Below are 13,849 nucleotides of genomic sequence, written 5' to 3'. Positions count from 1 at the left end.
ATTTTTGGCGATAGTAATTTTTGTACTTGAAATTAATCCATCAGATAACGAACAATTATACGTTACCTCCCATAATGAAAAAGCTCCAATCGAGGTGAAGGCAATTCCTTATTTTTCGTGGAGAAATAGGGGGCCGGGAGAAATGGTGGTTTGGATTAGGGAAGAATAGGGTAACAAGATTGATAGGCGCTTTGCTCTAAAACTTCTATCTCTTTTATTAGTGGTTATTCGTTTTTGTGCGTTAATAAGAGATTCTGTAATCGGTGGATGTCATTCTCTCTTACATTTTAAACAGTTTCATACAATATTTTTCGTCTTGAAAACCAATCCTGTAAGCAATTTCTTTAATACTTTCGTTCGTCATCGTTAGGTAATCTTTAAATACAAATGTCAGATCGACTTTTTAAGGAAACCTCCTTCTTCATCGTTGCTTCTTCTATGATTTCATAATTAGCTGGACAGTAAAAGTGGAACCAATAAAAAGATAAGTTTTCTTCCCCTAAAGCGAATCCTTTATGTTCTATATGGGGGAGTATAACAAGTACATCCCCGGGGTTTACTTCATATTTCGCTCCATTTTGCTCAATATAAAGGGTTTTATTAGTTCCAATGATAATTTCAAAACTATCAATATTTCTTTTCGTATGAATCCAAGGTTTTTCGGAAATAAAATGTCCACCGGAAATGAATTCTATCGGAGTATTTATAGGGATTTTTAAAACCTTTGACATCAATTTCACTCCAAAAATTACGTTTATTTATTTGAATATTCGATACCTTTTTTAATATCCCTTTAATTTTAAGGAGGTGTTGCTTACATTTATATATGCGAATAAGGATTGTGTAGTAAAGTCTCCTAGTCTTTAAACTAATCAGAATGAAGGAGGATAAAATGATCCGTAAACTATTTTTGATAAGTTTAACTGTATTTTTAATGTTTTCAGGAAGTACTATTTACGCACAGAGTCCAAATTCAGAAGGTAAAATTAAATGGCCGACTAGCCAGGCATTACCTACATTCTCAAAACCTAAACATCTTGATGTTATTGACATACAAAAAAATTCTGGCGAAGAGAAAATTCTTTTTGCTTCATTGCAAGGAAACGTGAATCGTGAGCGGCCACGGATTTATCTATACGAGGATAAATTTGGTGAAGGAAAATATACTTGGTTAAATGATTTGGATGTTCCTTATACAATGGTTGAAAAACCATGGGATCTTGTATTGAAGTATAAAAATGAAGTGTCGGGGATTATCATCTATGACCCAGAGGTACCCGATTCTATTAATGTTGCTACTACGTTGGCAGGTTTAGAAAATGCTCTTGTAGCAAGTCCGGAACTTGCTGAAAAGCTTTCCGAGAAACCATATAAATTCAAAGTAATTAAAGATTTCCGCGGGAAGTTCAAAGATGGATTAGATGCCTATCAATGGCAGTACGACAATCTTTGGTCGAAAACGACACATCGTATGTTAATTGGATTGGATCCAACAAAAAATATACCTCTTCCAAATGATAATTTTAAATCTTTTAAAACGATCCTTGAAGAGAAAAAAGAGTTAAGAGATAGCTCTAATCGAGATGTTTATAATCTTGATTTGTCGGATTATTTAGGAAAAGAAGCGGTTTATCTTCGTTTTCAAGATGCCTTTCCGGGCGATGGATGGGGACCGGCCGTACATGAGGTAACAGTTAAAGCGGATGGGAAAATCATTGCTCAATTTATTCCTGGGACGGAAGGAGAAGTGCCTTATCTATATGATCGAGATGAATCGAATTCTGATGAGCGATTCGATGGTCATAGATGGGCAGATGGTGGTAGTTACTTTGTATATGAATTTAAAGCACCGGAGAATACTCAAGAACTTATTGTTTCCCTTGATATGTGGAATCAGTTTAAGGTATCAGTTTCGAATGATAAACCTTTGGCATCAGGACAAAAAGAGCCATATGGCTTTTTAAGAGACTATGCTATTGCTAACCGTGCAATGGTATTCTGGCTCGAATCCAATATTCCAGAAGAAAAGGTATTATTTGAGAAAATTTTATCAGATGTTGAACCAAACACGCCTTATTTAGGATGGTTCGGAAATGATGTGGCAGGGGAGTTTAGTGGAACTGAAATTGTATCAAAGCATGGAGTATATGTGCTTGCAGCTGATTGGTTTAATAATATGACCGTATTTTCAGGTGCTAAAGGGAAAATCGTAAAACAAAAACCTATGAAAGCTCCAAAGCTGGATAATAAAATTTATATTACTTTTACACTTGGTGAGGGTGATAATTTACAATACAACCAGCATCATATGAGATTTTTATGGGACAACAAACGAAGAGGAAGTGTTCCGATTAACTGGACAACAAGTCCGCTTCTGTACGATGTTGCTCCTTCCATTCTCGGGTACTATCAACAGACTGCTACGGAAAATGATTTATTAGTTGCAGGTCCATCGGGTGCTGGATATATTTATCCTACACCTTGGCCAGACGACACGTTCCATATTTATGCAAAACAAACTGGTAAGTATATGAAGAAAACTGGAATGGATATTATTTACGCACTTAACCGTGTTGATGGTAAAGATGTATTGTTATCAGACTTGAAGGCACAGAATTATATAGATTTTGTTAATCCGAAAGGCATGTTTATTGGTTGGGATAATCATACGGAAACTACTATTTTAAATGGTAAATTGCCACAATCCATCTTGCTTTCCTCTAGTAGCATTGGGCAAGCAAAAGAAGAAATAGCGAAGGCAACTTCCAAATGGGATGGCAAGTCTCCGCTATTTATAGCAATGGGAATGCTAGCATGGTCCATAAATCCATCTGACATTGAAGAAATAGCTAAATCGCTTGGACCTGAATTTGAAGTGGTCCGTGGAGATCAGTATTTTGATCTTGTTCGTGAGGCGAATGGATTGCCTAAAAAATAGGATTCAACAACAAGAAAAAGATGCAACCTTAGTGGGAATGCATCTTTTTCTTTGCAATTATATCTTTGTGAGTTGATATTCCGGGCGATATTCACGGAATCTAGGGTTTTCGCCACAAATCATTAATCCTTGCCCCCAATTTACGTGTACGTCTTTCGTTGGCAGATCGGCAGGATCTCGATATTCGAATAGAACATTTCTGCGTGTGCGTTCACTTAAATTAGGTTTAGAACCATGAATCGTTAAATAGTTAAAAAATAGCACATCACCTGCTCTAGCAGGGCAGGCAACTCCTGATTCAATTGGATATTCCTTAGGATCCAAATAATAGCTGCCAATATGCTCTATCGGTCCCGCCTGATGGGATCCGGGCAATACATTGATACAGCCGTTTTGCTCGTCGGCATCATCTAAATGTACGCTGGCGGCAAGAACGGTATGTTTTTCGTGTGGAAAATAAGGATGGTCTTGATGCATTGGAAAAGCAGCGCCTTTTTCTGGAGGTTTGACAAGCATTTTGGAATGGTGCAGTTGCACATTTGGTCCAATCAACTGTGATAGGATAGAAACCATGTTAGGATGAGCGACGGCTTTTGTAAAAGATGCATCGTGATAATGTACATCATGGAAACCTTTTAAAACGAGTTTTTTCAATTCTTCCTCAGGAATATAATCTCCTTGCCATGTGTGGTTGGCATCTTTACTAGCATCTGCAGCTCTTTGGAGAATTTTATCAATAGCATTTCTCATTTCTTCTACTTCTTGATGATTAAAAACATTTTTTACGAGCAGATACCCATTTTCTTTGTAAAATTCCACATCCCTTGCTACTATCAAATCAATTACCTCCTTATTATTCGAATCTTCTTTATTAATGTTCTATTCAAATTATAGGAAAATCACGTCATCAAATCTTTATGATAATCAGCCATCTTTTTGTAAAAATAGGACATGGAGGGATGAAGAATGTCTTTAGCGCAAGGGGAAGCTTTTCTAAATCAGCATGTAACAAAACTTTCCGGGGAGCATTTTTCTTTTTTCGTGCATTATTGGGGAATAAATCCTACTCATTTTGATAACCCTTTGCACAAACATTCATTTTTTGAAATATGTTATGTAATTGATGGTGAAGGCTTTTATGTGGATCAGGGAGTCGAAAATCGATTGACGAAAGGCACATTATTTTTATCAAGGCCAGAGATTTGGCATCAGATAAAAAGCCAAACGGGGCTGGATCTTATTTTCGTCGCTTTTGAAATAATCGAATCAGAATCGAGTGATATTGCAATTCAGCAATATCACGAACTTATTCATACAGAAAACTATATTCACAAGGCGGATGATCAAACACCCGCCATTCATTTATGGCATTCATTATTATTACAATCTAATTATCATCAAACTTTTCGAGCTGAGGTAAATGCTGCGTTAGCGTATTCACTACTCGTCTCCCTATCACAAACTTTTATAAAAAAAGAGGATCGAAATGTGCCGCTGCTTGAGAGAGGTGCTTCCTATTTACACCGAGCAAAACTTTATATAAAAGACAACCTATCCCAGCCTTTGCAGCTAAATGATCTTGCAAGTTATTTACATATTTCTTCCCGCCATTTATCTAGGTTATTTTCGACCGAATTAGGTGAAAGTTGTACAAGTTATATCAAGAATGAACGAATAAAAAAAGCAACAGAATTATTATCAACAACAGACCTGTCCGTTAAAGAAGTTGCTGACGAAACGGGATTTGCTTCTGTTCATTATTTTACTAGAGTTTTCAAGACAGAAGTAGGGGAACCGCCAGGTGAGTTTAGGAAAAAATATAGATAAAAGAGGAAATACTCAGTTGTACTTAGGTGTCATGTTAAACCATAATTGTTGGTTAGAAATACGCATCTAGTGACCCCAAATCGTCATATTTACATGTTATAATTGGAACTACATTATGCTTATTAATATAAAGATAGCTTCGGAGGTGCATCTCATTTGCAATACATTTACATCATTTCCGGACCATGCGGCGTAGGGAAATCTACAGTTTCTCGAGAAATTTCGAAGCTTGTTCCGAATTGTGCGCTTGTAGAAGGAGATCATCTTTTGCATTTTTATCATGATCATTCGATGCTTCCGTGGGAGGAACGGCTGTGGATCGCATGGAAAAACCTTGTAGATGTGACGAAAAATCTTTTGCAGCATAAGCTTAACGTCGTGATTGACTTTGTTGTGGAAGATGAATTAGAGTGGTTTTGCACATATTTTTCCCATTTGGAAATAAAGTTTAAATATGTTGTTCTTCGAGCGGACAAGGACACATTGATTGAACGCATTACAAATCGCGGAGATACATATATGGTTGACCGTTCGCTTTTTTTACTTAATCAGTTGGAAAATGAAAATCCATTTAATGAGCCGTTTTTATATGATACAACGAATAAAAAAACAGCTGATATTGTAAAAGATATAATAGAACAAAAAAAATTTGAACTGACAATTTAAGGATGGTGACAAGCACAATGTCTTGGAAGACAAAGATGAATGAGTGGCTTGAATTTGAGGCACTTGATACAAATTTGAGAGAAACATTAGTAGCTAATCAGGAGAATGAAAAGCTGCTTGAGGATAGTTTTTATAAGGAATTAGAGTTTGGAACGGGTGGTATGCGCGGGGAGATAGGTCCTGGTACCAATCGAATGAATATATATACAGTTCGAAAAGCAGCTGAAGGCTTGGCGCGTTTTATGGTTGAGCAAGGTGAGGAAAAAATGGCGCGTGGAGTCGTGATCGCCTATGATTCTCGCCATATGTCTCCTGAGTTTGCGCTTGAAGTGGCAAAAACAGTAGGAAAACATGGAGTAAAAGCATATGTGTTTGAACAATTACGTCCAACTCCGCTTCTTTCCTTTGCTGTTCGTTATTTACATGCATATGCAGGAGTAGTCATTACGGCAAGTCATAATCCACCAGAGTACAATGGGTTAAAAATGTATGGTGAGGATGGCGGGCAGCTACCACCTTTAGAAGCGGATATTATTATTCGTTACGTGCAAAATGCCGGCAGTGAGTTGAAAATTGAAGTCGCGGATGAAAAGGAACTATTACAAAAAGAGCTGCTAACTTATATAGGTGAAAAAGTAGATCGAGCTTATATTGAAGCGATGAAATCGATCCATCTTAACGAGGAAGCAGTAAAGAGTATTGGCAAGGATTTAGCTATCGTATTTACTCCACTGCATGGAACTGCTAATCATCCGGTTCGTGATGGATTGCGAGCATTTGGATTTGAAAATGTTACGGTTGTAAAAGAGCAGGAGCTTCCAGATGCCAATTTTTCAACAGTCGCATCACCAAATCCTGAAGAGCATGCTGCATTTGAGATAGCGATTCGTTATGGTAAAGAAGTGAACGCCGATGTGTTGTTAGGAACAGATCCGGATGCAGACCGTTTAGGTGTCGCTGTGAAAAATCAGAGCGGACAATATGAAGTATTGACAGGTAACCAAGTGGGTGCATTGATGACGCACTACATTCTTGAGCAGAAACGCGCTAACGGAACTCTTCCGGAAAATGGAGTTGTGATAAAAACTATCGTGACCTCAGAGATCGGGCGAGCTATTGCTGAAAGTTTCGGTATCGAATCGATGGATACATTGACAGGCTTTAAGTTTATTGGTGAAAAAATTAAGGAATTCGAAGAAACAGGGAACCATACCTTTTTATTTGGATATGAAGAAAGCTATGGATATTTAATCGGCGATTTTGTCCGTGATAAAGATGCAGTTCAGACAGCTGTTTTTGCTGCAGAAGTGGCGGCATACTATAAAATGCAAGGAAAATCGTTGTATGATGGTTTAATTGAACTGTTTGAAAAATACGGATACTATAAAGAATCACTGCGTTCGCTCACGTTAAAAGGAAAAGATGGGGCGGAGCAAATTGCAGGGATTTTAGAAACGTTCAGAAATGATCCTCCAAAAGAAGTGAACGGAATTGCCGTTGCAGCGATCGAGGATTATGAAACGAGCGAAAGTTTAGATGTGGCGTCTGGCACTAAGACTGCGATTGAGCTACCGAAATCAAACGTATTAAAATTCAAACTGGCAGATGGATCATGGTTCTGCTTAAGACCTTCAGGAACTGAGCCGAAAGCGAAATTTTATTTTGCTGTAAAAGGCGAATCAATGGAAGATAGCGCGAAAAAGATAGCAGGACTTGAAAATGATGTGATGGCGCTTGTTGATCGTTTAGTGAAAAATTAAGTTAAGAAGCCAATTCTCTATGTTGTTAGGGAGTTGGCTTTTTTGTAAGACTTTCGATGGTAATATGATGTAAATAATTTCCTATTCCCTTTCGAGTGGCTCCAATTCCCGTTCAAGCATCGCCTATTCTCGTTCGAGTAGCTCCAATTCCCGTTCAGGAATCGCCAATTCTCGTTCAAGTGCCTCCAATTCCAGTTCAAGCACCATCTATTCCCGTTCAAACATTTTTAGCATATCTATCTCCATACTATAATCAGACATATTCTTGAGGTAATGACCTTTCTTTATCCAATTGAACTTCATTCACGTTTATTTTTTGAAAAATGTAATCTATTCTTGTTTTTCGTGAATAAAATAACAGTGATTAAGTGCGGAAGGAGGAGGGCGGATGGCTGATAAGAAATTTGACGGAACAGAAGAGAAAAAAAGAAAAATTGAACCGATTTTTAAAGACTTCAATGAAGAACCGAAATCACAGCAAAAGTCAAAGCAGGATGATAAAGTTGCTTCTACAGGATTGTCAGAAAATGTTGCGGGCTTATTATGTTATTTATTCTGGTTTGTAGGTGGAATCGTATTTTTATTAATTGAAAAAGAAAATAGGTTCATTCGTTTCCACGCGGTACAATCCATTGCACTATCGATTGTGTTCTTTGTACTCAACATTGTGCTTACGGTGATTCCCATTATCGGCTGGTTATTGAGTCTCATATTAACCCCAGTCATGTTAATATTATGGATCTTCTTGATGTATCAAGCATATCAAGGCAAGTATTATAAGCTTCCTATCCTTGGAGAATTGTCCGACAAACAATTAAAGTGAATTTTTATAGAGATCCCCTTATAGAGGGATCTTTTTCTTTAAAAAAGGAGCTCCTCGAAAAGGAGCTCCTGCTTTACGAACGTAATGCTTCTTTTTTACCTATCGTTTTTGTAGAGCTTCTGACAACGAGTTCTGGTTCATACGTAATGTGTTTTTTATCTGATTTTCCATTATTCTCAACAGTATCGACGATCCACTTTGCTGCATCCAGTCCCATTCTGGTTTTTGGATGGTTGACAGATGTCAGTTTAATTTCTGAAGCTTCTGCTAGCGATGAATTATCGTAACCGACAATAGAGATGTCGTCTGGGACACTTAAGCCTTCTTCTCTCAAGACGTTGCTGACCCTTAGTGCGATTTCGTCGTTATAGCAAACAATTCCAGTTGGTATTCTTTTTGGATCAGCTAACACTGCTTTTACTTTATCTTCGAGGCCATTCGTCAAATCTTCCGTCGAATAGGAAATGATCGTATCATTTAAAAATGGAATTTTATGCTCACGAAAAGCACGGATAAAGCCTTTCATCCGATAGACGCCTTGCATATCGTCAGTTTTGAAAATGCCTATGATTTTATCATGACCTTCGTTAATTAGATGTTCTGTCGCAATAAAGCCGCCTTTTTCATCATCGAGAATCATATAAGGAGGATTTAACTGCGAATAGTATTGGTTAATCATTAAATACGGAATGTTTTTCTGTTCAAGCTCAAGATAATAATGAATGTTCGGATTGTATCCGCTACTTTTTGAAGGTTCAATAATGAGACCGTCGACGTTTCGACTTAGCATCGCTTCGAGACATTGCTTTTCTTTATCTATATCATTATCAGTACTGGATATAATAAGTGAATAGCCTTTTGATGTGAGATAGGATTCCATTCCTCTAATGATGGCTGGGAAAATGTAGTCTGAAATATAGGTCGTAATGATTCCGATATTTTTCCCAGAAATAGCAGCGGGTTGACTGGAAATATTTGATGTTTCTGCTGGACTTGTGCAAAATGTTCCGGCGCCTTGTTCCCTATATAGTAGTCCTTCATGGACGAGTTCACCTACAGCTTGTCGAATCGTATGTCTGCTGACATTGAACATCTTTGCGAGTTCATTTTCAGAATATATTTTTTCACCAGGTTTGACATCGCCATTTGCGATCCATTCTTTTATTGTATCAATGACCATCACATACTTTGCGGGCTTCCCCATAAAATCCCTGCTTTCAAGTTGTTCGTTTTTAAATAGTTATTCGTACAATTATACCCATTATACACGATTTAGAAACGAAATTGTATGTTTTTAAATTCAGTATTAATGAAGGAAGTTTGAAATTGACATGTACGTACATCGAGACTATGATGACAATAGAAGAATGAAAGGTGGAGACCCAATGAATATAACGAAAGAACAATTTGGAAAACTTGGAAACAATACTGTAAATGCATTTTCTTTGGAGAATGATCATGGTGTAAAAGTAACATTCCTGGACTATGGATGCACGATTACGAAAATCATCACTCCAAATCGAAATGGAGAATTTGAAAATATTGTTTTAGGATATGATCAACTAGAAGGATACTTAAATAATACCGCATTTTTTGGCAGTATTGTCGGAAGAGTGGCAGGAAGAATTGGTGGAGCGGAATTTACGCTAAACGGAAAAACATACTCCCTTGCTAAAAATGAAAATAATAACCATCTTCATGGCGGGATAAAAGGTTTTGACAAAGTGATTTGGGATGCTAAAACGGAAGAAAAGTCAGATGAAGTAAGTGTGAAATTTTCTTTTATAAGCCCAGACGGTGAAGAAGGCTATCCTGGAAATTTAAAAATGGATGTTACATATACGCTAAATAACAATAATGAATTAAAGATTCAATATGAAGGGATTTCTGACGAAACGACTCTTTTAAATGTAACGAATCATTCTTATTTTAATTTAAGCGGTGATTTAAAGTGCGACATACTTGATCATGAGCTTACATTAAAGAGTGATCAGTATCTTGAGCTTCAGGAAAATTTATTGCCAACAGGGGAATATGCTGATGTAGAAGGTACGCCATTTGATTTTCGTCAAGGGCGTTCCATTAGAAGTGGAGCGGATTCGGAGCACCCACAAAACAAGCTTGCTGGCGGTGGATATGACCATCCATTTGTGTTGAGTGAGAACCGAAACGAGGAAATCGTATTAAGAGATTCAGAAAGTGGACGTCAAATGATCGTAGAAACAGATGCAGTGGGAGTAGTTGTGTATACGTCCAATCAGCTTGCCGGAGATGACGAAATTTATGGTGTACAGCCTCGGAAACACCTCGGTATTTGCTTAGAAACGCAAGGTTTGCCGGATGCCGTTCATCACGAAAATTTTCCTTCATGGGTATTAGAAAAAGATAAGCCATATACTTCAGTCACCACCTTTAAATTTGGAATAGTGGAGTGAATGATGATGGAAACGCTGCTCAAATACAAAAACCCTTTGGTTGAACAGCGGGCAGACCCATGGGTGTATAAACATACGGACGGTTATTATTATTTCACGGGGTCAGTTCCTGCTTATGACCGAATTGAAGTGAGAAGAGCAAAGACACTTGAAGGCTTAAGTGAGGCGGAACCTGTTACGGTTTGGAAAAAGCATGAAAGTGGTCCGATGAGTGCGAATATTTGGGCGCCAGAAATCCATTTTGTAGATGGAAAGTGGTTTATTCACTTTGCGGCAGCGAGAGCAGATCAAATATTTGATCATCGGATGTACGTCCTTGAAAATGCATCCGCCAACCCTCTTGAAGGGGAATGGATTGAAAAAGGTCAGATAAAAACAGATTGGGAATCATTTTCATTGGATGCCACCACATTTGAACATAGAGGCGAGCGATATTATGTGTGGGCACAGAAGGATCCGAATATTGATGGTAATTCCAATTTGTATATCGCTAAAATGGAGAATCAATGGACGTTGAGCTCTCCTCAAGTGATGATCTCAAAGCCGGAATATCCGTGGGAAGTGATTGGCTTTTTAGTGAATGAAGGAGCAGCTGTTTTAAAAAGAAATGGAAAAATCTTTATATCTTATTCTGCAAGTGCGACAGACCATAACTATTGTATGGGTCTTTTATGGGCTGACGAGGATAGTGATCTATTAGATTCTGCATCTTGGACAAAGGCAAATGAACCCGTTTTTAAAACGAATGAAGAAACTAGTCAATACGGACCAGGACATAATAGTTTTACAGTTTCAGAGGATGGTAAACACGATGTTTTAATTTATCATGCACGTAACTATAAGGAGATAGACGGTGACCCGCTTTGGGATCCGAATCGTCATGCTCGAGCGAAGGTGTTTACGTGGAATGAAGATGGTACTCCAAATTTCGGAATTCCTGAGGCGGATTCTGAATAAGGATAGATTGAAAAAAACAAGTTTAATTGTAATAATAAAAGAATAGTCATTAGAGTGAATGAGAGGAATAACGCTTGAGAACATTACAATTAACTTTACAAGAAGCTCTGGAGGTTTCCAAAGCTTTAGCAAATGAAAATAGAATGGAGATCATTCGCCAACTGACGAGTGGTCCGAAAAATGTAAACGATATATCTGAATTATTAAATATCCCTTTTTCAACGGCAGCCGCTAATATAAAAATTTTAGAAAATGCTGGTTTAATCACTACTGAAATCGTTCCGGGCAGAGGGAATCAAAAGGTAAGCTCCAAACGATATGATCGGATCATTATAGATTTAGAGGAGCAAGCGGCTATACTAGAAGACATCATTACATATGAACTTGAGGTTGGGGAGTATGTAAACTGTGAGGTAGAGCCTACGTGTGGTCTTCTAAGCAAGGATGGCATCATTCATATCATTGATGATCAGCGTTCATTTTTTGAACCCGATCGAAAGAATGCGCAGCTTGTTTGGTTTAGATCCGGATTTATCGAATATCATTTTCCAAACAGAATTCCATATGGGACGAATGTCGATGAGCTTAGTTTTTCGGTTGAGTTATGTTCAGAGGCTCCGTATCATAATGAGGATTGGCCGTCAGACATCACGTGTTGGATCAATGATACGGAAATTGGTTTTTGGACAAGTCCAGGTGATTTTGGTGGCGAAAGGGGCTTCTTAACGCCAAGTTGGTGGGAAATACATAATACTCAATTTGGGGTATTGAAATACTGGAAAATCAATAAAGAAGGAAGCTTTATTGATGGGGTGAAAATTTCCTCAACTACCATTGATGAACTAAAGCTGCAAGAAAAACCGTTTATCTCCTTGAAATTAGGTGTAAAACAAGACGCTAACAACCAAGGAGGCATCAACTTATTTGGCTCGAAATTCGGAAATTACGAGCAAGGGATTATTATGAAGATAAAATATTCCCAAATTAAATAATGAACGATTCGAAAGATCAATTCCTAGTTAAAAGGAATTGGTCTTTTTTTGTCACTTTTTATTACAGAAAATCTGAAATATTACAAGTAATTTTGTAATAGATATGTTAAAAGCAGGGACAGGAAGATTTTACTTCAGAAAAGAGGGAGGCAAACATGAAAAAGAGGGTCTGGTCAATATTTCTCTCTAGTATTATCGTTTTAGCTTTATTAGTCGGTTGCCAAAGTAGCAGCTCCGGAAGTAAATCTAATGGGAAAATTAAGTTAGTGATGTGGGATTTATTCTCTGGTGGGGACGGAGACTTCATGAAAGAAATGATAAATGAATTCAATAATTCCCAATCAGACATTGAAGTAGAAACGGTTACGTTAGAATGGGCAGAGTATTATACGAAATTAGTTACGGCGGTTGCTGCTGGTAAAGGGCCGGATATCGGGATTTCCCATACTTCTAAGTTGCCTGAAATTGTTGATCAAGGTTTGGCTACGGAATTAGATCCACTTGCAGATTCCATCAAGCTGGATTGGGATTCTTACAACAAGAATATTTTGGATGCTACCATTTTTGATGGCAAACATTATGCAGTTCCTATCGATACACATCCAATCGTTTTTTACTATAATAAAAAACATTTGGGGGCAGCTGGGTTACTAGATGAGAATGGGATGCCGAAAATAGAGAGCGGTGCAAAGGGCTTTAGTGATTTTATGAATACGCTAAAAGCAAATAATTCTAAGTTAACAACTTTTGCCTTCCCAACTGCTGGCGATGATCCTTTTAGGTTGTGGTGGGCGCTCTATCATCAGCTTGGTGCTCATGATGTTGTGTCTGATGATTTAACATCTCCTCAAATTGATAAAGAAAAGGCGATAGAAGCAGCCAACTTTATGAAGGATCTTTATTACAAGGATAAGGTCATTCCTTTGAACATGGAAGATTTTTATCAACCTTTTCAAACGGGAAATGCAGCGACGATTATTACTGGAGTATGGGCAACAGGGACCTTTGAAAAAACGGACGGTTTGGATTTTGGCGTAATTCCACTACCAACTCTTTATAATACACCAGCAACATGGGGAGATTCCCATACGATTTTCCTTCCAGTGCAAAAGAAAGAGGATACAGACAAAGCGCAAGCAGCATTGCGATTTGCAGATTTTATTGCTGATCACGGTCAAATTTGGACACGAGCTGGTCATATCCCGAGTAAAACGAGTGTAGTAGAGTCTGCTGAATTTAAAAATTTACCTTATCGAAGTGACTATGAAAAAGCAGCCCAACAAGTAGCATTTCCGAAACAGTCGAATAAGGTTTGGCCAATTAAAGATATCATTATTCGCAATCTAGATACGATTTGGGCAAATAAAGCAACCCCAGAAGAAGCATTTAATAAAATGGAATCTGAAATAGCCGAGTTGTTGAGTAAATAATTTTCACTTCCCTGACAAGCT

The 13,849-nt window shown here is 37.8% G+C and carries 14 protein-coding genes; 11 read left to right on the top strand and 3 right to left on the bottom strand.

The window, feature by feature from the left end; genetic code table 11:
- Window positions 1-4: 4 nt before the first annotated feature.
- Window positions 5-169 (top strand): hypothetical protein, encoded by a 165-nt coding sequence (locus KHA93_RS12815; RefSeq protein ID WP_213111084.1) that lies wholly within the window; start codon window positions 5-7, stop codon window positions 167-169.
- A gap of 208 nt (window positions 170-377) precedes the next feature.
- On the opposite strand, the gene KHA93_RS12810 is transcribed toward KHA93_RS12815, so the two are convergent.
- Window positions 378-731, bottom strand: coding sequence for an AraC family ligand binding domain-containing protein (locus tag KHA93_RS12810; RefSeq protein ID WP_233711147.1), 354 nt, complete (start codon window positions 729-731; stop codon window positions 378-380).
- 161 nt (window positions 732-892) lie between these two features.
- On the opposite strand from KHA93_RS12810, the gene KHA93_RS12805 reads away from it, so the two are divergent.
- Complete coding sequence (locus tag KHA93_RS12805; protein WP_213111083.1) at window positions 893-2,938, top strand: GxGYxYP domain-containing protein; 2,046 nt, start codon at window positions 893-895, stop codon at window positions 2,936-2,938.
- Between the two features lie 57 nt (window positions 2,939-2,995).
- Here the strand turns inward: KHA93_RS12805 and KHA93_RS12800 are convergent, their stop codons facing one another.
- A complete protein-coding gene (locus tag KHA93_RS12800; RefSeq protein WP_213111082.1) occupies window positions 2,996-3,775 on the bottom strand; it encodes a phytanoyl-CoA dioxygenase family protein in 780 nt (259 codons plus the stop codon).
- A gap of 129 nt (window positions 3,776-3,904) precedes the next feature.
- On the opposite strand from KHA93_RS12800, the gene KHA93_RS12795 reads away from it, so the two are divergent.
- The 5 genes from KHA93_RS12795 (at window position 3,905) to KHA93_RS12775 (ending at window position 8,014) form a co-directional block, all read left to right on the top strand.
- Window positions 3,905-4,765, top strand: coding sequence for an AraC family transcriptional regulator (locus KHA93_RS12795; protein ID WP_213111081.1), 861 nt, complete (start codon window positions 3,905-3,907; stop codon window positions 4,763-4,765).
- Between the two features lie 156 nt (window positions 4,766-4,921).
- Window positions 4,922-5,431: a P-loop nucleotide/nucleoside kinase family protein gene (locus KHA93_RS12790; protein ID WP_213111080.1), complete on the top strand. Its 510-nt coding sequence runs from the start codon at window positions 4,922-4,924 to the stop codon at window positions 5,429-5,431.
- A 17-nt stretch (window positions 5,432-5,448) separates the two neighbouring features.
- Window positions 5,449-7,191 (top strand): phospho-sugar mutase, encoded by a 1,743-nt coding sequence (locus KHA93_RS12785; RefSeq protein WP_213111079.1) that lies wholly within the window; start codon window positions 5,449-5,451, stop codon window positions 7,189-7,191.
- A gap of 95 nt (window positions 7,192-7,286) precedes the next feature.
- Complete coding sequence (locus KHA93_RS12780; RefSeq protein ID WP_213111078.1) at window positions 7,287-7,460, top strand: hypothetical protein; 174 nt, start codon at window positions 7,287-7,289, stop codon at window positions 7,458-7,460.
- A 119-nt stretch (window positions 7,461-7,579) separates the two neighbouring features.
- Complete coding sequence (locus KHA93_RS12775) at window positions 7,580-8,014, top strand: DUF4870 domain-containing protein (protein WP_213111077.1); 435 nt, start codon at window positions 7,580-7,582, stop codon at window positions 8,012-8,014.
- 73 nt (window positions 8,015-8,087) lie between these two features.
- On the opposite strand, the gene KHA93_RS12770 is transcribed toward KHA93_RS12775, so the two are convergent.
- Window positions 8,088-9,218, bottom strand: coding sequence for a GntR family transcriptional regulator (locus KHA93_RS12770; RefSeq protein ID WP_213111076.1), 1,131 nt, complete (start codon window positions 9,216-9,218; stop codon window positions 8,088-8,090).
- Between the two features lie 181 nt (window positions 9,219-9,399).
- Here KHA93_RS12770 and KHA93_RS12765 point away from each other — a divergent pair, with 181 nt between their 5' ends.
- From KHA93_RS12765 to KHA93_RS12750, 4 genes are all read left to right on the top strand, one after another.
- Window positions 9,400-10,449: an aldose epimerase family protein gene (locus tag KHA93_RS12765; protein ID WP_213111075.1), complete on the top strand. Its 1,050-nt coding sequence runs from the start codon at window positions 9,400-9,402 to the stop codon at window positions 10,447-10,449.
- Between the two features lie 6 nt (window positions 10,450-10,455).
- The gene (locus tag KHA93_RS12760) at window positions 10,456-11,406 is read left to right on the top strand and encodes a glycoside hydrolase family 43 protein (RefSeq protein WP_213111074.1); all 951 of its coding nucleotides are present in this window, start codon (window positions 10,456-10,458) and stop codon (window positions 11,404-11,406) included.
- A 74-nt stretch (window positions 11,407-11,480) separates the two neighbouring features.
- Entirely contained in the window at window positions 11,481-12,398 is a 918-nt protein-coding gene (locus KHA93_RS12755) for an ArsR/SmtB family transcription factor (RefSeq protein ID WP_213111073.1), read from the top strand.
- A gap of 155 nt (window positions 12,399-12,553) precedes the next feature.
- Window positions 12,554-13,828 carry an ABC transporter substrate-binding protein gene (locus KHA93_RS12750; RefSeq protein ID WP_213111072.1) on the top strand — a complete coding sequence of 425 codons (1,275 nt, stop codon included), beginning with the start codon at window positions 12,554-12,556 and terminating at the stop codon, window positions 13,826-13,828.
- Window positions 13,829-13,849 lie beyond the last annotated feature (21 nt).

Origin of the sequence: Lederbergia citrisecunda, from assembly GCF_018343695.1 — a bacterium.
GTDB lineage: Bacteria > Bacillota > Bacilli > Bacillales > Bacillaceae_C > Lederbergia > Lederbergia citrisecunda.
The sequence above is the reverse complement of the archived record's forward strand: the minus strand, read 5'-3'. Positions and strand labels throughout refer to the sequence as shown.

Coding starts and splice junctions, on each gene's coding strand:
- KHA93_RS12785 (WP_213111079.1), top strand. CDS start 5,449: ATGTCTTGGAAGACAAAGATGAATGAGTGGCTTGAATTTGAGGCACTT.
- KHA93_RS12770 (WP_213111076.1), bottom strand. CDS start 9,218: ATGGGGAAGCCCGCAAAGTATGTGATGGTCATTGATACAATAAAAGAA.
- KHA93_RS12810 (WP_233711147.1), bottom strand. CDS start 731: ATGTCAAAGGTTTTAAAAATCCCTATAAATACTCCGATAGAATTCATT.
- KHA93_RS12775 (WP_213111077.1), top strand. CDS start 7,580: ATGGCTGATAAGAAATTTGACGGAACAGAAGAGAAAAAAAGAAAAATT.
- KHA93_RS12760 (WP_213111074.1), top strand. CDS start 10,456: ATGGAAACGCTGCTCAAATACAAAAACCCTTTGGTTGAACAGCGGGCA.
- KHA93_RS12805 (WP_213111083.1), top strand. CDS start 893: ATGATCCGTAAACTATTTTTGATAAGTTTAACTGTATTTTTAATGTTT.
- KHA93_RS12765 (WP_213111075.1), top strand. CDS start 9,400: ATGAATATAACGAAAGAACAATTTGGAAAACTTGGAAACAATACTGTA.
- KHA93_RS12750 (WP_213111072.1), top strand. CDS start 12,554: ATGAAAAAGAGGGTCTGGTCAATATTTCTCTCTAGTATTATCGTTTTA.
- KHA93_RS12795 (WP_213111081.1), top strand. CDS start 3,905: ATGTCTTTAGCGCAAGGGGAAGCTTTTCTAAATCAGCATGTAACAAAA.